Source organism: Actinomyces timonensis (assembly GCF_040702965.1).
Taxonomy (GTDB): Bacteria; Actinomycetota; Actinomycetes; order Actinomycetales; family Actinomycetaceae; genus Actinomyces; species Actinomyces timonensis_A.
Map to the genome: position 1 here is coordinate 1,084,272 of NZ_CP159989.1, position 18,102 is coordinate 1,102,373.

Annotated in this window: 15 protein-coding genes and 2 pseudogenes; 10 read left to right on the forward strand and 7 right to left on the reverse strand. The window is 72.9% G+C overall.

The window, feature by feature from the left end; translation table 11 throughout:
• Positions 1–24: 24 nt before the first annotated feature.
• The 5 genes and pseudogenes from infB to ABXS69_RS04795 all read left to right on the forward strand — a co-directional run bounded on the left by infB (position 25) and on the right by ABXS69_RS04795 (position 8,161).
• Positions 25–2,922 (forward strand): translation initiation factor IF-2, encoded by a 2,898-nt coding sequence (gene infB, locus ABXS69_RS04775; RefSeq protein ID WP_366181398.1) that lies wholly within the window; start codon positions 25–27, stop codon positions 2,920–2,922.
• Between the two features lie 203 nt (positions 2,923–3,125).
• Positions 3,126–4,136 carry an NADP-dependent oxidoreductase gene (locus ABXS69_RS04780; protein WP_366181399.1) on the forward strand — a complete coding sequence of 337 codons (1,011 nt, stop codon included), beginning with the start codon at positions 3,126–3,128 and terminating at the stop codon, positions 4,134–4,136.
• 174 nt (positions 4,137–4,310) lie between these two features.
• Complete coding sequence (locus ABXS69_RS04785; protein ID WP_366181400.1) at positions 4,311–6,653, forward strand: cbb3-type cytochrome c oxidase subunit I; 2,343 nt, start codon at positions 4,311–4,313, stop codon at positions 6,651–6,653.
• Positions 6,653–7,201 (forward strand): annotated as a pseudogene (locus ABXS69_RS04790) (hypothetical protein); the annotation flags it as partial. The gene ABXS69_RS04785 and the pseudogene ABXS69_RS04790, both read left to right, overlap by 1 nt.
• Before the next feature lie 129 nt (positions 7,202–7,330).
• On the forward strand, positions 7,331–8,161 hold the full coding sequence (locus ABXS69_RS04795; protein WP_366181530.1) for a slipin family protein: 831 nt from the start codon (positions 7,331–7,333) through the stop codon (positions 8,159–8,161).
• Here the strand turns inward: ABXS69_RS04795 and rarD are convergent.
• A complete protein-coding gene (gene rarD / locus ABXS69_RS04800; RefSeq protein ID WP_366181401.1) occupies positions 8,135–9,076 on the reverse strand; it encodes an EamA family transporter RarD in 942 nt (313 codons plus the stop codon). The genes ABXS69_RS04795 and rarD overlap by 27 nt on opposite strands.
• 151 nt (positions 9,077–9,227) lie before the next feature.
• Between rarD and rbfA the strand changes: the two genes are divergently transcribed.
• From rbfA to ABXS69_RS04815, 3 genes are all read left to right on the forward strand, one after another.
• Positions 9,228–9,734: a 30S ribosome-binding factor RbfA gene (gene rbfA / locus ABXS69_RS04805; protein ID WP_366181402.1), complete on the forward strand. Its 507-nt coding sequence runs from the start codon at positions 9,228–9,230 to the stop codon at positions 9,732–9,734.
• Positions 9,731–10,804, forward strand: a complete 1,074-nt coding sequence (truB, locus tag ABXS69_RS04810) for a tRNA pseudouridine(55) synthase TruB (protein WP_366181403.1) — start codon at positions 9,731–9,733, stop codon at positions 10,802–10,804. Before rbfA ends, truB begins: the two co-directional genes overlap by 4 nt.
• 128 nt (positions 10,805–10,932) lie before the next feature.
• On the forward strand, positions 10,933–11,073 hold the full coding sequence (locus ABXS69_RS04815) for a hypothetical protein (RefSeq protein WP_366181404.1): 141 nt from the start codon (positions 10,933–10,935) through the stop codon (positions 11,071–11,073).
• A 93-nt stretch (positions 11,074–11,166) separates the two neighbouring features.
• Here ABXS69_RS04815 and ABXS69_RS04820 read toward each other — a convergent pair whose 3' ends face one another.
• From ABXS69_RS04820 to ABXS69_RS04845, 6 genes and pseudogenes are all read right to left on the reverse strand, one after another.
• Positions 11,167–11,985 carry an ABC transporter ATP-binding protein gene (locus tag ABXS69_RS04820; RefSeq protein WP_366181405.1) on the reverse strand — a complete coding sequence of 273 codons (819 nt, stop codon included), beginning with the start codon at positions 11,983–11,985 and terminating at the stop codon, positions 11,167–11,169.
• Positions 11,986–12,000: 15 nt separating this feature from the next.
• Positions 12,001–12,444, reverse strand: a complete 444-nt coding sequence (locus ABXS69_RS04825) for an FtsX-like permease family protein (protein WP_366181406.1) — start codon at positions 12,442–12,444, stop codon at positions 12,001–12,003.
• 808 nt (positions 12,445–13,252) lie between these two features.
• Positions 13,253–14,308 carry an ABC transporter permease gene (locus ABXS69_RS04830; RefSeq protein ID WP_366181531.1) on the reverse strand — a complete coding sequence of 352 codons (1,056 nt, stop codon included), beginning with the start codon at positions 14,306–14,308 and terminating at the stop codon, positions 13,253–13,255.
• Positions 14,290–15,141 carry a hypothetical protein gene (locus tag ABXS69_RS04835; RefSeq protein ID WP_366181605.1) on the reverse strand — a complete coding sequence of 284 codons (852 nt, stop codon included), beginning with the start codon at positions 15,139–15,141 and terminating at the stop codon, positions 14,290–14,292. Before ABXS69_RS04835 ends, ABXS69_RS04830 begins: the two co-directional genes overlap by 19 nt.
• 76 nt (positions 15,142–15,217) lie before the next feature.
• Positions 15,218–15,577 (reverse strand): annotated as a pseudogene (locus ABXS69_RS04840) (MFS transporter); the annotation flags it as partial.
• The gene (locus ABXS69_RS04845; RefSeq protein ID WP_366181407.1) at positions 15,574–16,209 is read right to left on the reverse strand and encodes a TetR/AcrR family transcriptional regulator; all 636 of its coding nucleotides are present in this window, start codon (positions 16,207–16,209) and stop codon (positions 15,574–15,576) included. The gene ABXS69_RS04845 and the pseudogene ABXS69_RS04840, both read right to left, overlap by 4 nt.
• 244 nt (positions 16,210–16,453) lie before the next feature.
• On the opposite strand from ABXS69_RS04845, the gene ABXS69_RS04850 reads away from it, so the two are divergent.
• Both ABXS69_RS04850 and rpsO read left to right on the forward strand, forming a co-directional pair.
• Positions 16,454–17,479 carry a bifunctional riboflavin kinase/FAD synthetase gene (locus tag ABXS69_RS04850; RefSeq protein WP_366181408.1) on the forward strand — a complete coding sequence of 342 codons (1,026 nt, stop codon included), beginning with the start codon at positions 16,454–16,456 and terminating at the stop codon, positions 17,477–17,479.
• A 174-nt stretch (positions 17,480–17,653) separates the two neighbouring features.
• Positions 17,654–17,923 carry a 30S ribosomal protein S15 gene (gene rpsO, locus ABXS69_RS04855; RefSeq protein ID WP_017176975.1) on the forward strand — a complete coding sequence of 90 codons (270 nt, stop codon included), beginning with the start codon at positions 17,654–17,656 and terminating at the stop codon, positions 17,921–17,923.
• The last annotated feature ends 179 nt before the right edge of the window (positions 17,924–18,102 follow it).

Here is an 18,102-nt window from a genome sequence, read left to right on the forward strand (position 1 = left end):
AGCGGGCAACCTGACAGGAGAAAAGTGGCAAAACCACGCGTTCACGAGCTCGCCAAGGAGCTCGACCCCACTGGCAAGAAGATCACCTCGAAGATGATCCTCTCGTGGCTCAAGGATCAGGGGGAGTTCGTCAAGGCGGCCTCCTCCGCCGTTGAGCCGCCGGTCGCGCGCCGCGTGCGCGAGCACTTCGCGGCGCAGGCGGCCGCGGCCCCCAAGGCCGCCAAGCCCGCGGAGGCGAGGAAGGAGGCCAAGGCTCCGTCCGCGCCCAAGCCCGGTGCGAGGCCCGCGGTCCCCAAGCCCGGCGCGCGCCCGACCGAGCCTGCGTCGGCCGCCCCGTCGGCGCCCGAGGCCGCGCCCGCTGCCCAGCCGGTGCCCGTGCCGGACAGCCGCCGGGAGCCCTCCAAGCCCCGGGCCGCGACGCCGTCGGCCCCCCGGCCCTCGGCCCCCCGTCCGGCGGCTCCCGGCCCTCGCCCCGGCGCCCCGCGCCCGGGCAACAACCCCTTCGCCCCCAGCCAGGGCATGCCCCGGCACGATGGCCGGCCCGACCGGCAGGACCGCTCGGAGCGCGGCGAGCGCTCCGACCGCGCTCCGCGGCCCGGCGCTCCGCGGCCCGGCGGCCCTCGCCCCGGAGGCCCGCGCCCGGGCAACAACCCCTTCGCCCCCAGCCAGGGCATGCCCCGGCCCGGTGGAAGCGGCGGCCCCCGTCCTCGCGGCGGCCGGGGCGGCTCCGGCGGTCCGCGCCCCCAGGGCGCCGGTGCTCAGGGCGGCCGCCCGGCGCCCGGGCCCCGGCCCGGCGGCGGTCCCCGCCCGAACCCGGGCATGATGCCCGGCCGCTCCTCGGTCGGCCGGCCCGGCTCCCCCTCCCGGGGCGGCGCCGACGGCGGCCGCGGCGGCTCTGGAGGCGGTCGCGGGTCCCGCCCCGGTGGCGGCGGCCGTCCCGGTGGCGGCGGAGGCTTCGGCGGTCCCCGCGGGGGCCGCGGCGGCCGTGGCTCCACGCAGGGCGCCTTCGGGCGCGGAGGCGGCGCCCCTCGCGGGCGCAAGTCCAAGCGGGCCAAGCGCCAGGAGTTCGAGCAGCAGAGCGCGCCGTCGCTCGGCGGAGTCATCGTCCCGCGCGGTGACGGCTCCACCGTGGTGCGCGTGCGCCAGGGCGCCACGCTGACCGACCTCGCCGAGAAGATCAACGCCAACCCGGCGGCCCTGGTCACCGTCCTGTTCCACCTGGGGGAGATGGCCACGGCCACCCAGTCCCTTGATGAGGACACCTTCGGCCTGCTGGGCGCCGAGCTCGGCTACGACGTCCAGATCGTCTCCCCGGAGGACGAGGACCGCGAGCTCCTGGGCTCCTTCGACATCGACCTGGAGGCCGAGGAGGCCGCCTGGGACGACGAGGACATGGCCCCCAGGCCGCCCGTGGTCACCGTCATGGGCCACGTCGACCACGGCAAGACCAAGCTGCTGGACGCCATCCGCTCCACGGATGTCGTGGCGGACGAGGCCGGCGGCATCACGCAGTCCATCGGCGCCTACCAGGTGCACGTCCCCGTGGGCGACGAGACCCGTCCGATCACCTTCATCGACACCCCCGGTCACGAGGCCTTCACGGCCATGCGCGCCCGCGGTGCCGAGGTCACGGACATCGCGATCCTCGTCGTCGCCGCGGATGACGGCGTCATGCCGCAGACCGTTGAGGCCCTCAACCACGCCCAGGCCGCGAATGTGCCGATCGTGGTGGCCGTCAACAAGATCGACAAGGAGGGCGCGAACCCGGACAAGGTCCGCGGCCAGCTCACCGAGTACGGCCTCGTGCCCGAGGAGTACGGCGGCGACACCATGTTCGTCGACATCTCCGCCAAGCAGCGCCTCCACATCGACGAGCTCCTCGAGGCCGTGGTCCTCACCGCCGACGCGGCCCTGGACCTGCGCGCCAACCCGAGCGCGGACGCGCGCGGCGTGACGGTCGAGGCCAAGCTCGACAAGGGCCGCGGCGCCGTGACCACGGTGCTCGTCCAGCAGGGGACCCTGCGCGTGGGGGACCCGATCGTGGCCGGCTCGTCCTACGGGCGCGTGCGCGCCATGTTCGATGAGCACGGGGACAACCTCGACGAGGCCGGGCCCGCCCGCCCGGCCCTCATCCTGGGCCTGACGAGCGTTCCCAGCGCCGGAGACTCCTTCATCGTCGCCCCGGACGACCGCACCGCCCGGCAGATCGCCGACAAGCGCGAGGCCGCCGAGCGCGCCGCCCTCCTGGCCAAGCGCCGCAAGCGCGTGTCCCTGGAGAACCTCTCCGACGTCCTGAAGGCCGGGAAGGTCGACACCCTCAACCTCATCCTCAAGGGTGACAGCTCGGGCGCCGTCGAGGCCCTGGAGGACTCGCTGCTCAAGATCGACGTCGGCGAGGAGGTCGCCCTGCGCGTCATCCACCGCGGCGTCGGCGCCATCACGCAGAACGATGTCAACCTCGCAACGGTCGACTCGGCCGTCATCATCGGCTTCAACGTCCGCCCCGCCGAGCGCGTGGCGGAGCTGGCCGACCGCGAGGGCGTCGACATGAAGTTCTACTCGGTCATCTACAACGCGATCGAGGACGTCGAGGCCGCCATGAAGGGCATGCTCAAGCCCATCTACGAGGAGGTCGAGCTCGGCACCGCCGAGATCCGCCAGGTCTTCCACTCCTCGAAGTTCGGCTCCATCGCGGGCTCGATCGTCCGCTCGGGCACCATCAAGCGCGGGGCCAAGGCCCGCCTGGTGCGCGACGGCGTGGTCGTGGGCGGCGATCTCGCCGTCGAGACCCTGCGCCGTGAGAAGGACGACGTCACCGAGGTCCGCGAGGGCTACGAGTGCGGTATCAACCTGGGCTTCAAGGACATCGCCGAGGGCGACGTCATCGAGACCTGGGAGCTGCGCGAGAAGCCTCGCTCCTGAGCGTCCCTCAGCGGCGGCGGCCGGTCACCTCCGTGGTGGCCGGCCGCCGCCGCCGGGAGGAACGGCGAGACGGCCCATGCGGGGCGCGGACGCGCTCGCCCTCGATCCCGGGGCCGGCCTCGCCGTCGACCACCGTCATATCCACGCAGCATCCGATGGCAGAGCGCTTCGCGCGCACGGCCCCAGACGAGAGGCGCACCATGATGAGAGCCGCCGTTCAGACCTCCTACGACGCGAAGAACCCCCACGTGGAGCTCATGCGAGTCCGCCGACCTGAGATCGGCCCGCGCCAGGCCCTGGTCAAGGTCGCCGCCGCCGGGGTCAACCCGCTCGACATCATGATCGCCCGAGGCGAGGTCCGCCTCATCACTCCCTATGCCCTGCCGCTGGTCATCGGCAACGAGGTGGTCGGGGTCGTCGAGCAGGTCGGCTCGAGCGTGCGCTCCCTGGAACTGGGGCAGCGCGTCTTCTCGCGCCTTCCCCTGGGCTCCATCGGCGCCTTCGCCGAGTACGTCGCCGTCGACGCCGACGCGCTGGCGGTGGTCCCCGAGCACCTCAGTGACGAGGAGGCCGCCGCCGTGCCCCTGACGGCCCTCACGGCCGTCCAGGCGCTCGATCTCATGGGCGCCACCGCCGGGGGGACGATCTTCATCTCGGGCGGTACCGGCTCGGTGGGCGCGATGGCGATCCCGATCGCCAAGTCCAGGGGCCTGACCGTCGTGACCAACGGCAGCGCCGCCAACCGGGAGCGGGTCCTCTCCCTGGGCGCGGACCGCTTCCTCGACTACCGCGCCGAGGACTACACGCGGATCCTCAGCGGCATCGACTACGTCCTGGACACCCTCGGGGGCGAGGAGACCCGTCGGCAGATGAGCGTCATGAGGCGCGGTGGGCGCCTCGTCTCCCTGCGCGGCCTGCCCAACGGCGCCTTCGCCTCACGGATGGGGATGCCGGCCTGGAAGCGGGCGCTCTTCACGGCTGCCGGATGGCGCCTGGACCGCGCCGCCCGCGGGTGCGGGGTCCGCTACGACTTCATCTTCGTGGAATCCAACGGGGCGCAGCTCCAGGAGGTCGCCGACCTCCTCTCGACTCGGCGGATCGCCCCGTCCGTTGACGAGGTGTTCCCCTTCGATGAGGTCGGCGCCGCTCTGGGCAAAGTGGCCAACGGCCACTCGCGCGGCAAGACCGTCCTGAGCATGACGGCCCGGCGCTGACCACCGCGATCCCGTCCGCCCCGCTCTTCCCGATCCTGGGAGGGGTATGTAGCGCTGATTGAGCGCTCTTGCCCGGAGACGGTATTGTCACGCCCTCCGCCGTGACATTCTGGAGCAGTCGAGGTGACGGCCTGTCATGCCGCCCCGCCTGTCACATATCTCTGGAGGTCCGCCATGCCGTCTCTCATGAGCAGCGAGGGCACGGGTGCGCGCCGCGCCCGGATCATCGGGAAGGGATGGATCCAGGCCGTCGCCCTGGTCATGCTCTTCGGCTTCACCGTCATGGGCCTGCTGGCCTACCGCACGTACGCCGACTCCATGCCCCAGCCCAGCAGGGTCGTTGCGGAGGACGGCTCCGTCGTCTTCACCACTGAGGACATCACCGCTGGCCAGCGGCTCTTCCAATCGCGCGGGCTCATGGAATACGGCTCCATCGTCGGGCACGGCGGCTACCTCGGCCCGGACTTCACCGCCGAGTACCTGCGCATGGAGGCCGACTCGGTGAGCGCCCAGCTGGCCGCCGAGGGGAACGGGGATCCCGCGACCGCAACCAAGGACATGCTGCGTGCCAACCGCTACGACGCCGCCAGCGGTGACCTCGTGTGGACCCCCGAGCAGGTGACCGCCTACGAGCAGGCGGTGGAGCACTACACCGCCATGCTCGGCCCCGAGGCCGCCGCGAACGGCCTCAAGCCCGACCTCATCACCGACCCCGCCCAGGTGCGCCAGGTGACTGCCTTCGTCGGTTGGACGGCCTGGGCCTCGGCGGCCGAACGCCCCGGGCACGACTACTCCTACACGAACAACTGGCCCGCTGAGTCGCGCGTGGGCAACTCGCCCACGGGCGACCTCATGATCTGGTCGGTGCTCTCCCTCATCGTCCTCATCGGCGGAACCGGCGTCATGTTCGCCATCTACGGGCGCTGGAGCCGGAAGATCGGCTGGCACTCCGAGGAGGCGCCCGCCCTGTCCTTCCGCCAGCCCGGCGAGGTGGGCCTGACCGGATCGCAGAGAGTCGTCGCCTGGTTCATCCTCACCATCGCGGTCCTCTTCCTCGTCCAGACCCTCGTGGGGGCCCTGGCCGAGCACTACCGGGCGGACGCGCTCAGCTTCTTCGGATTCGACATGGGCCGCTACATCCCCTTCTCCCTGGCCCGCACCTGGCACGTCCAGCTCTCCCTGTTCTGGACGGCCCTCGGGCTGCTCGGCGCGGGGCTCTTCCTCGCCCCCTTCATCGCCCGCCGGGAGCCCAAGGGGCAGCACGCGCTCGTCTGGGTGCTGCTCGTGGCCGCCGCGGCCGTCGTCGTCCTGTCCTGCCTGGCCGAGGCCGCCAGCCAGCACGGGGTGAGCTGGGCCAAGGGACCGCTGTTCGCCCAGCAGTGGGAGTACCTCGATCTGCCCTTCGTCTTCCAGGCGCTGCTCACCGCGGCCCTCTTCATCTGGGTGGCCATCATCTGGCGCTCGATGCGGGGCCGGCTGCGCAACGAGCACGTGTCGAACATGCCCTGGCTGTTCATGTTCGCGGCCCTGGCCATCCCCGCCTTCTACGCCGTCGGCATGATGGCCCGCACCGGCACCCATGTCACCGTCGCCGAGTTCTGGCGCTTCTGGGTGGTCCACTTGTGGGTCGAGGACTTCCTCGAGCTGTTCACCACCGTCATGGTCGCCTACGTCTTCGTGCTCCTGGGCGTCGTGCGCGAGCGGATCGCCCTGGGCATCATCTTCATGGACATCATCCTCTACTCCGCGGGCGGGGTCATCGGGACGATGCACCACCTGTACTTCTCAGGCACCCCCGTGGAGCACATGGCGCTGGGAGCCTTCTTCTCCGCCGCCGAGGTCATCCCGCTGACCTTCCTCACCGTGGAGGCCTGGGCCTTCATGCAGCTCGGGGCCAACCGCCACGGCAAGGACGCCAAGCCCTTCCCGCACCGCTGGGCCGTCATGTTCCTCGTCGCCGTCGGGTTTTGGAACTTCCTGGGCGCTGGCGTCTTCGGCTTCCTCGTCAACCTGCCGATCGTCTCCTACTACGAGATCGGCACCGCGCTGACCGCCAACCACGCGCACGCCTCCATGATGGGCGTCTACGGCTTCATGGCCCTCGGGCTGGGCATGTTCGCCCTGCGCTATCTCATCCCGAGGGAGAAATGGCCGGAGCGCCTGGCGAAGACCTCCTTCTGGAGCCTCAACATCGGACTGGCCTGGATGTGCTTCGCCACCCTCCTGCCGCTGGGCATCCTCCAGCTGCGCTACTCGGTGGGCACCGGCTACTACGAGGCCCGCCAACTCACCTACATCACGGACACGGTCAACACGATCATCGAGTGGGGGCGCATGCCCGGTGACCTCATCTTCATCCTCGGCGGGGTCCTGCCCTACCTCCGCATCGCCTCTCTCGGGGCGCGGCACTGGCGCCAGGGCCGAACCGTGGAGTCCTTCGAGAAGGACGCGCTCTACGAGGAGCTCGACACCCGGCACCAGTCATGGCGCGGCGAGCGCGCGGAGCTGAGTGACTGATGGCCCCGCCCGATGTGAGCTCCTGGCTCGTGGCCGCGTACGCGCTCGTCATGCTGGGCGTGGCGTGGGCCGTGGACGTCCTCGGCTCGCGCAGCGCCCGGCGCTCCCTGAACTGGCGGCACGCGGACTTCGTCTACCACGACGATGTCGACGGCTGGCGCTGCCACGAGGACCAATGGCTGTGGCCGACGGCCTTCGACCCGGACAAGCGGGTCATCCGCTACGAGGGCGCGCACGCGATCTGCGGGCGCTGCCCGGCGAAGAGCACGTGCTCTCCCACACCAGGCCCCCGGGAGATCACCAGGCCCGTGGACCCCTGGCCCTACTCCGAGGCCGGGCGCTTCCACCGGGGCCTGGCCCTCGTCATCGCCATGGCCGGCGCCTTCCTGTGCCTGAGCATGACCCTGCTCCTCCACCGCCCCGGCGACCTCATCGTCCTGGGGACGGCTCTGGCCATCATGGCGGCGGGCTCCTACCCGCTCGCTCGCCATCTGCGGTCCGCCCCTGACGGCGCCCCCGAGCACCTGCCCCATATCGGCGCCGAGGAGCTGGCCGCCACGATCCCCGGGGCCGGCGCGGGCCGGGGGGGGCGGCGCGGGGGACAGGGCTGGCCTCAGAGCCGGAAGCCTCTCCACGGCGGGCTGGTCCCGCCTGCCCTCCAGGAAGGACACCACCGCATGACCACCCCGATGCTCGCCGCGCTCTGCGCGGTCATCCTCCTCGCCCTGCTCCTCTCCCTGTCGCTCAAGACCGTCTCCCAGTACGAGCGGGGCGTCGTCTTCCGCCTGGGGCGCCTGCGCCCCGTCTACGAGCCGGGGCTGCATCTCGTCATCCCCCTCGTGGAGCGGATGCAGAAGGTGGACACGCGCGTGGTGACCCTGACGATCCCGCCCCAGGAGGTCATCACCGAGGACAACGTGCCCGCCAGGGTCAACGCCGTCGTCCTGTTCAACGTGACCGACCCGGTCAAGGCCGTCATGGAGGTGGAGAACTACGCCATCGCAACCTCCCAGATCGCCCAGACGACCCTGCGCTCCGTGCTCGGGCGCGTGGACCTCGACACCGTTCTGGCGCACCGCTCGGCCCTCAACGCCGACCTGCGCGACATCATCGAGGGCCAGACCCGCCCCTGGGGCGTGGATGTGGGCGTCGTCGAGATCAAGGACGTGGAGATCCCCGAGCAGATGCAGCGCGCGATGGCCCGGGGCGCCGAGGCCGAGCGGGAGCGGCGGGCCAAGGTCATCAGCGCCCGTGGCGAGCTCCAGGCCTCCGAGGAGCTGCGCCAGGCCGCGGACACGCTCTCGCGCTCGCCCGCCTCGCTCCAACTGCGCTACCTCCAGACCCTCCTTGAGCTGGGGGCCGACCAGAACTCCACCGTCGTCTTCCCCTTGCCCATGGACCTCATCGGGCCGATCCTGAACAGGTACGCGCCCGCCGACGGCGACGGGCCCGACGGGCGGGCGCGCGAGGACGGCGGCGGCTCAGCGCTGCCGCCATCCCAGGCCTGAGGGGCGCCGCGAGACCTGGCGCGCCAGGTCGACGACGAACACGGCGACCGCCGCCCACACCAGCGCCATGGCGGCCCAGCGGGCGCCGGAGATCTCCTCGTGGAGCACCAGCCACGCCAGGAGGAATTGGAGGATCGGCCCGAGGTACTGCGCCATGCCGATCGTCGTCAGGGCGACCCGGCGGGCGCCCGCGGCGAAGAGCAGGAGGGGGACGGCCGTCACGGGCCCCGCCATCAGGAGCAGCGCCCCGATGCTCGGCGAGGCCTGCGCGCCCTGGAAGACCGTCCGGCCCTGGGCGGCGAGGCAGCCCAGGTAGGCGGCGGCGAGCGGCGCCACAGCCAGGGACTCCACGGTGAGCCCCGTGAGGGCGTCCACATGCGCCCCGGAGCGCTTCTTCGCCAACCCGTAGAGCCCGAAGGTCCCCGCCAGCCCGAGGCTCACCCACGGCAGCGTCCCCTGGGCGACGACGAGCACGAGCACGCCGAGCCCCGCCAGGGACAGCGCCGCCAGCTGGAGCCGGCGCAGCCGCTCCCCGAGGAGGAGCGCCGCCAGCGCCACGGTGACGAGCGGGTTGATGAAGTAGCCCAGGGCGGCGTCGGCCGTGCGCCCCGAGTTCACGCCATAGACGTAGATGAGCCAGTTGAGGGTGACGATAACGCCTGAGACCACGAGGGATCCGGCCAGCCGGGGCGTGGTCAGGGCGGCACGCAGCCGGCCCCAGCGGCGCAGCAGGGCCACGGCGACGAGGCAGGTGGCCAGCGTCCACAGGATCCGGTGCCCGATGATCTCCAGGCTGCCGGCGGCGGCCAGCTGGCGGAAGTACAGCGGGAACATCCCCCACAGCAGGTAGCAGCCGAGCACCATCGTCAGGCCGGCGGTGGCGGGGGACCGGGTGGGGGAGAAGGGAGCGCTCATCGTGCTTTCATGGCTTGGTCGACCTGGCTTTCGCGCCTGGGGGAGGCGGGCCCGATACTATCGGCGCGCCGGGCGCCCCGCCCGGATGACTCACCGCCCCGCATCGACCCGCATGCTGTGTGAATCCGCATGCCGGATGAAGGAGAGCCCCATGGCCGACTCCGCCCGCGCCCGCAAGGTCGCCGACCGCATCCATGAGACCGTGGCCCGCCTCCTCCAGGGCCGCGTCAAGGACCCCCGCCTGGGGTTCATCACCATCACCGACGTCCGTGTCACCGGTGACCTGCAGCAGGCCACCGTGTTCTACACCGTCTACGGCTCCGACGAGGAGCGCAGGGACACCGCCGCCGCGTTGCGCTCGGCCACCGGCCTCATCCGCTCCGAGGTGGGCCGCGCGCTCGGCATCCGGCTCACCCCCACGATCGCCTTCCAGCTCGATGCCCTGCCGACGACGGCCAGGTCCATCGAGGACGCCCTCGCCCAGGCCCGTGTCAACGACGAGCGGATCGCCCGCGCTGCCGAGGGCGCCGCCTACGCCGGGGACGCCGACCCCTACCGGCACGACGACGAGGAGCCCGCTGAGGACCTCGCCGAGGGCCCCGACGATGAGCCCGCCACCGGGGCCGTCGGGGCGCGGGGCGCGGCGGCGGAGCGGTGAGCCGTCCCCGCGTCGCCCGCGGCGCCGTCACCGCCGACGACGGCCTCCTCCTCATCGACAAGCCCGCCGGCGTCACGAGCCACGACGTCGTCGCCGCCGCGCGCCGCATGGGCGCCATCCGCAGGGTCGGCCACGCCGGCACCCTCGACCCCATGGCCACCGGCCTGCTCATCCTCGGGGTCGGCCGCGCCACACGCTTCCTCACCCACCTCGTGGGCGCCGACAAGACCTACGAGGCGACCGCGCGCCTGGGTCAGGAGACCCTCACCGAGGACGCTGAGGGCGAGCCCACCGCCTGGCGGGGCTGCCCTGCGCCCGCGGGCGAGGCTGGGGAAGCCGGTCTCAACGGGCGCCTTGAGGCCGCACTGGCCGGCTTGACCGGCCCGATCATGCAGGTCCCCAGCGCTGTCTCCGCCATCAAGGTCGACGGCGTGCGCTCCTACAAGCGCGTGCGCGACGGGGAGGATGTCGCCCTGGCGGCGCGCCCCGTCACCATCCACGCGATCACGCCCCTCGGGGCCCTCCGCCCGGGAACCGTGACAGGACCGGATGGCCAGGAGGTGCCCGTCCTCGACCTCGACCTGCGCGTGACCTGCTCCTCGGGGACCTATATCCGCGCGCTGGCGCGCGATCTCGGCGAGGCCCTGGGCTGCGGCGCGCACCTGACCTCCCTGCGCCGCACCCGCGTCGGCCCCTTTGATGTGACCGAGGCCCTCACCCTGGACCGGGCCAGCGCCCAGGTGGAGGCCGGCGCCGGCGAGGACCCGCCATCGGGTCTGCGCGTGCTTCCCCTGGCCGAGGCCGGGCGGCGCTGCTTCCCCGCCGTCGAGCTCAGCCGCGACGAGGCTCGCGCGATCCGCCACGGGCAGGGACTGCCCCAGGCGGTGCTGGACCGCGAGGGGCCGGTGCCCGAGCGCCCCGTGGTCGTGAGGGCGGCGACGGCCGCCGGTGACGAGCGCGACGGGGGGCGGGGCGTCGTCGCCGGGTTCGATCCCGACGGCGTCCTCGTGGCACTGTTGATCCGAAAGGGCGGGCGGGCCCGGCCGGCCCTCGTCCTATCACCAGCATGATGAGCCCCGGCGAAGGGAGTACGGCGATGAGTGGATGCGGCTGCGGAGGACGCGCGTGCGGTGGCCCCGGCGCGGGGCCCGCCGGGGCCCAGGCCGATCGCGCCCCGGCCCCCCAGGTGGTCCAGCCCATGGCGGCCGCGGTCGGAGGCGCCGCGAGCGTCGGGGGCATCGTCCCCGGCCGCAAGGCCGGCAACATCCTGGGCCTGCGCGCCGTCAGCGCCGCGCCGGCCGCCCCTGGTGGCTGCGGCTGCGGGAACCACGGGCACTGAGAACCCGCTTGGCCGCGGCGGCTTGAATCGACGGCGCGGGGGAGGAGGCGGGGCCCGCCCCCTCCTCCCTGGGCAGCGCGGCTGGTGCCCGGCTCAGACCGCCTGGCGCTGGAGGGCTCGGGAGACCTTGTCGAGGCGCTCGGCGGCGCCCGACCCGTCGTAGTCGCCCAGGGCGATGTCCTCCTCGATGGCGCCATCGACGAGCACCAGGACCCGGGCGGCGCGCGCTGCCACATGGGCGTCGTGCGTGACCACCACGAGCGTCGTCCCACCGGCGTGGATCTTGCCGAGCAGGTCGAGGATCTGGGAGGCGGCCGCGGAGTTGAGCGCGCCCGTGGGCTCGTCGGCGAAGACCACGGCGGGGTCGTTGATGAGGGCCCGGCAGATCCCCGCCCGCTGAAGCTGGCCGCCGGAGACCTCGTTGATGCCGCTGCCGGCCTGATCGGCGATCCCCATGGCCCGCATGAGCCCCTCGGCCCGCTCCACCACCTCCTGGCGCGGCCGCGCCCCGGCCAGGAAGCCGGGCAGGACGATGTTGTCCAGCAGGCACAGGGTGGCCAGGAGGTGCGGCTGCTGGAAGACGAAGCCCATGCGCTTCAGGCGGAGGTCGGCCAGCCGCTTCTCCCGCAGCGTCGTCAGGTCGACGACGCCGCCCGAGTGCGCGAGCTCGACCGTGCCGCTCGTGGGGCGGTCCATGCCGCTCAGGCAGTGCAGGAGAGTGGACTTCCCCGAGCCCGATGGCCCCATGATCGCGACGAACTGACCGGCGGGGATCTCCAGGTCCAGCCCGTCCAGGACCGGGGCGCGCTGGTAGGCCTTGACCAGGCCGGTGGCTCGCAGCGCGGGGGCGCCGGTCGCGTCCTCGGGCGCCCGCGGGTCGGGTCGGGCGGCGCGGCGCGGTGATGGGCTCATCGGCGGTTCTCCTTCTCACTCACTGGTGCGCGGGGACGCGGTGGGAAGCCGCCGCAGGGCGAGCCCGATGGCGACGGCGGTCGTGACGATGACGGCGGCCGGGATCATGAGCGCAACGACCCGCGCCTGGGGGAGCAGCTCGATCCCGGGCGCTCCTCGGGAGGCCATGATCGTGCTCACGGCGAGATCCCCGACGGAGAGGGCGAGGAGGATCCCGGTGACGAGCCCGATGACGGCGATGATGCCGAAGCGGGTGAGGTAGTGGCGTCGAATGGACCGCACGGGCGCCCCCAGGGCTCGCAGCGTGGTGACCTGCTCGCGCTCCCGGGTCAGGATCAGCGTCACGAGCAGCGCGGTGATGAGGAAGGACAGTGCCAGTGATGACGCGCAGGTCATGAGCGCGATGCGGCGCACCTGGGACCCCGTGGCCCCGAAAAACTGGGAGGCGTGGTCGCTCATGGCCGTCACCTGGGCCTCGGGGAGAACGGGCCTCAGGTCGTGCGACGGCGCGCGGGTCCTCGCCGTCACGCGCATCGGCGTAGGCCAGGCGCCACAGGGCCGGGGAGCCGTCGTCGAAGAGCGCCTTCGCGGTCAGGCCGTTGTTGGTGATGTCCTGGTAGACGCCGGTGACAGTCAGGTCCCGGTCACCCCGCTGGCCGCGCACGGTGACGGTGGAGCCCTCGGAGGCGCCGGCCGCCCGCGCCTGGCTGTAGGACAGGGCGATCTCGTCGGCGCCGCCGGGGCCCCGGCCGGAGAGGTACCTCATCGGGAAGGCGTCGTGATCGCCGATGTCGATGAGCAGCGGTTCCCACCGGTCCTCGGCGACCCGCATCTCATAGCCGCGGCGCTGGATGACGGCGCTGCGCTCGATGCGTGGGTCGGCCTCCAGGGCCTCGCGCGTCGCGGTGAGGTCCTCGTCCCCGCCGCGCGCGTCGATGCGCAGGTCGGCCTCGCCGGCGCCCAGGTACGTGGCGATGCTGGGGTTGTCCAGGGTCGAGGCGATGTTGAGGGGGATCAGCATCGTGGTGGTGGCCAGCGTGAGCACTCCCAGCATGAGGATGTTGGCGGGCCGGAGCGCCTGCCGGATCCCGAGCCATTGCAGGGCGGGCAGGCGGCGAGAGCGGGACAGGCGCCACCGGTGGCGGCGCGCCTTCACCGCCCCGGAGGCGCCCGCACGCAGCGCCTCGACGGCGCTGAGGCGGCCTATCCGTCGCAGGGTCAGGCGGGTCAGGCCGATGACGAGGCCCGCCAGTACCAGCACCGCGGCTCATGGCAGCCCGAAGGCCCAGGCACTGGTCGGGGGCGCGCCCAGGTAGGTCAGGGCGGGGGCCTCGAGGGCGGCGCCGAGCGGGACTCCCACCGCGTAGCCGATGAAGGCGCCGATGCTGGTCAAGGCGAGGTGCTTGACCAGGTAGAGCCGGGCGATCCGGCCCGGCGCCGCCCCGATCGCCTTGAGCACCGCGATCTGGGCCAGGTCCGCCTCGATCGCCGTGAGCGCCGTGTAGCGCAGCGCGAGCACGGAGACCGCCGCCAGCACGAGCGCCACGATCACCGCCACCGCGGCGATGAGCTGGGTGCTCAGCGCGCTCATGAGGCGGATCATCGAGGCGTCGACATGGATGCCCTGATGAGGTAGGCCAGCGTCGTTGTAGGCGGCGATCACCGAGCCGGGCCGGGCGGAGTCAGCCAGGTCGAACTCGATGTAGTACTCGGGCTCGGTGATGCGCGCGGCCAGCGCCTCGAAATCCTGGGGGCTGACCACCAGCCGCTTGGAGGGGATCATCGCGGGGTTCATCTGGGCGTCCCGGAAGAACCCCACCACCCTCATGCTGATAGCCGTCTCCCCGGTCCCCACGGAAACCGTGTCCCCGACGCTCGCCGCCCCGGCCACCGAGTAGTGGATCGGCAGGGCGATCTCGCCCGGCCTCGGATCCACGGGCCTGCCGTCGTCGCCTATGAGCAGGTCGATGCGCCGCGGGGCGGTGACGAAGGCGGGCTCCTGGAAGGAGTCGGCCTGGTTGGCGCCGCCGATCCACAGCTCGGCGCGGGGCGCGGGCAGGGACTCGATGATCTCGTGGTCGACGACGTCCGGGCGGGAGTCCGCCCAGGCTGTGATTGCGCCCGCGTCGAGGCACCCCGCGTGCATCTGCACGAGGTCCGGCAGATTGGCCCGACGGGCGAGCTGGCTCGTGGCCGTCGTCGTGTCGACGACGATGCGCGCGGACGCGCTCGCCAGTGAGCAGGCCAGGGCGATGAGCGCCGTCAGGGTCACGGCGACGGCGGCGCCGCGCGCCAGATCGGCCCTCAGGAGCCTGCGGAGCATATCGCGCCCTCCTTGAGCGAGTCGGTGGGGGAGGCGGGCATCGCTCGCGGGCTCCAACGCCCCCGCTTGGCGCCCAGGAGGGCCGCGAGCGCGATCGTGAGCGCCCCGGCGACGGTGATCGTCAGCGCCGCCCCCCGTCCCGGCCCGGAGCCGACCAGCGCCGCCGGGAACCCGCCGTCGCGCACGAGGGGGGAGAAGACGTAGTCCGCCAGCGGGGCCGCGGTGGCGTAGGCCAGGAGGTAGCCCGACTGCGTGATGAGGCTGATCGCTCCCCAGGCGGAGGCCTCGCGCCCACGGGCGAGGCACGCGCGCGCGAGAGCATCGGCGCCCGCCTGGCACAGGGCGAGCGCGGCGAAGGCGATGATCCCCGCGATGGCGACCGACCAGGGCCAGGGGCGGGCGGCCACGGCGATCATCGCGGCCCCCGTGACGGCGGTGCCGCCGGTGAGCAGGGTGGCCGGGCGGGCCCGCGTGGCGGTCGCCAGGGCGGCGCCGACCAGGAGGCCCGTGGCGCACAGCGTCTCGATGAGGCCGACTCTCGAGGCGCTCATCCACGGCAGGAGGGAGGGCTTGAACAGCACCTGCACGATCCCGATCGTGGAGGTCAGCGCGGTCATGATGATGACGAGGGCCCGCAGGCGGGGCTCGTAGCGGATCTGGCGCCATCCGCCCAGGAGGCGCTCGCGGGCGGGCGCCTCGGCCGCCCGCGCGGGCAGGGCCCGCCGCACGGCCAGTGAGCAGGCTGCGGTGAGGGCGCAGGTGGAGGCGTCGATGATGATGATGCCGGGCAGTCCCAGGACCGGTAGGAGGAGGCCCGCCAGGGCGGGGGCCACGAGGAAGCTTGGCGGCGCTCGACGCCTGGAGGAGGCCGGAGGCCCGCACGTACTGCGCGGGATCGACGAGCTCGGAGACGGAGGCCCGCAGGGCGGGCTCGGTGAGCGAGGCCATGATGGAGGACAGGGTGACGCCGACCAGCACGAGCGCCAGGCTCGGGCGGTCCGATCGCAGCGCCACCAGGATGACGAGCAGGCCGAGGACGGAGCCGCCGTCGCCGGTGATCATGACCAGGCGGCGGTCGTGGCGGTCGGCCAGGGCTCCCGCGGCGGGGGCCAGGAGGATGAGCGGTGCCAGGGCGCATGTCTGCACGGCGGCCACGGCGCTGGCCGAGCCGGTGGAGGCATAGGCCATGATCGCCAGGCCGAAGGCCGTCATCCCCGTGCCGAGCGAGGTGATGAAGGAGCCCATGACCAGCAGGACGAGCAGCCTCATCGCTCCGCCTCCGAGGAGCCGGGCGCGGCCAGGCCGGTCAGCGCCCCGGGGGCGGTGGAGAGGAGGGCCTCTGCGGCCCGCAGGACGCCGGCCATGCGCCGGGGGGCCTGGTCGGCCTCACCGGTGAAGATGCCCTCGTCGACGAGCATGGCTCCACTGGTCAGCAGGATCTCGATGGTGGTGCGCGGGTCGGAGCAGGCGAAGGAGCCCTCGGTGATCCCGTCCTCCACGACCCCCACCAGGATCGGGGTGACCGCGCGGATCGTGGTAACCAGGGACAGGAGGTGGGAATACGTGTTGGCGGCGTCGTGGAGGTCGTCGATCATCGCGGCCGCGTCGTCCTCGACCCTCATGGCGCCTATGACCGCCATGAACCGCTGCGGCGCCGGGAGGCCGGTCGCCGCCGCGGCGGCGGCGCGCTCGGCGATCAGCGCGGCTTCGCGCTCGATGAGTGCGCGCAGGATCGCGTCCTTGCTGGTGAAGTGGTAGTAGAGCGTGCCCTTGGCGATGCCCACCGCGTCCAGGATGTCGCCGGTGGTGGTGGCCGTCATCCCCTTGGTGGCGAACAGGCGCTCGGCGGCGTCGAGGATCTCCTCGCGGCGCTCGGCCGCGGGCTTGCTGACACGGGGCATGGGACCGGTCTCCTCCCGGGAGGGCTCTGGGCCGATCCGCATCGACCGACCGTCGGTCGATGGTATATGGGCGAGGGCCGCCCGGCGCTACCCCTCCGCCCGGGCGCCGCCCGGCACGCCCACTCCTCCCGGTTCGCGCCGTCGCCGCCTCCGTGGCAGGGTTGCCCCAGTCATGCAGGCCGGCCCGGTGGGGCCGCCCACCCGCGGGCGCCCGCCGGCCATGAGAAGAGCAGGATCGCACCCGGTGGAGATCTGGTACGGCGCCGAGCAGGTGCCCGAGTCGCCGCGCGCCCCCGGCGGCGCCGCTAGCGCTGGAAGCGCCGTGACCGTCGGCGTCTTCGACGGCGTCCACCGCGGCCACCAGCGGATCCTCGCCCGCGTCGTCGAGCGCGCCCGCGCCCTGGGGCCCGGCTGCCTCGCGGTCGCCGTCACCTTCGACCCGCACCCCCTGACCGTCCACCGCCCCGGGATCGATCTGACGATGATCTCCTCCCTGCCCGACCGCCTCGAGGCCATGGCCGCCACCGGGCTGGACGCCGTCCTCGTCATCCCCTACACCCTGGGCTTCGCCGATCAGTCCCCCGAGGGCTTCGTGCGCGACTGGCTCGAGGGCCTCCTCGGCGCGCGGGCCGTCGTCGTCGGGGACGACGCGCGATTCGGCCGGGACAACTCCGGCGACGCCGACTCCCTGCGCGCCGTCGGCGCCGCCGACGGCGTCGAGATCGAGATCGTCCCCGAGGTCCTGGCCCCCGGCGGGCGGCGATGGTCCTCCACCTGGGCGCGCGAGTGCCTGGCCGCCGGGGACGTGCGCCAAGCCGCTGAGATCCTGGGGCGGCCCCATCGCGTGCGCGGCCTCGTCATCCACGGGCTGCGGCGCGGTCGCGAGCTCGGCTTCCCCACCGCCAACCTCGACGCCGCCACCGCTGGCGTCGTGCCCCCGGACGGCGTGTACGCCGGATGGCTCGTGCGAGGGGGGCGGGGCGGTGCCCCCGAGGGCGAGCGCCTGCCCGCCGCGATCTCGATCGGCACCAACCCCACCTTCGATGACGTCTCGGCCCGCGCCATCGAGGCCCACGTCCTCGGCCGGGCGGACCTCGATCTTTACGGTGAGGACGTGGCCGTGGACTTCGTCACCCACCTGCGCCCCATGCTCGCCTTCGACTCCCTGGAGCCGCTGCTCGAGCGGATGCGACAGGATGTCATCGAGACCGCCGGCGCCCTGGGCGTCCCCGTTCCCGGGCCCGTGCGCCCGCAGGACGTCACCGCCTGAGCGCGGCCCCGCCCGGAGGGGTCGCGCCTGCCCTGTGCTCGGCCCCACAGGCCCCGGGGAGGGGAGGGGAGTGGTCTGCTGGTACTGTTGGCGAGCCGTCGATCGGCCGCGGAATCGTCATGCCCGGGTGAACATGCCCCGGCGCTCCGCGCAACGAGAAGAAGGAGCCCGCACATGTCGGTCACCCCTGAGCGCAAGTCCGAGATCATCGCCGAGTACGCCACCCACGAGGGTGACACGGGCTCCCCCGAGGTCCAGGTCGCCGTTCTCACCGAGCGCATCTCCAACCTCACCGAGCACTTCAAGACCCACACGCACGACCACCACTCGCGCCGCGGCCTCTACCTGCTCATCGGTAAGCGCCGCCGCCTCCTCGACTACCTCATGAAGGAGGACATCGAGCGCTACCGCTCCCTCATCGCCCGCCTCGGCATCCGCCGCTGAGGCCCACGCCCGAGGCCTTCCGCCCGGCCCCGTCATCCCTCGGATGACGGGGCCGGGCGCGCTCGCGCTGATCCTGCCGCGCGCATCGGCGAGCGCGTCGACCGCGCGGCGGGGGAGCGGGCCCCGCGGGTCCCTGCCTCCCCCCTTCCCGCGGCGCGGCCCATCTCACGTGATGATTC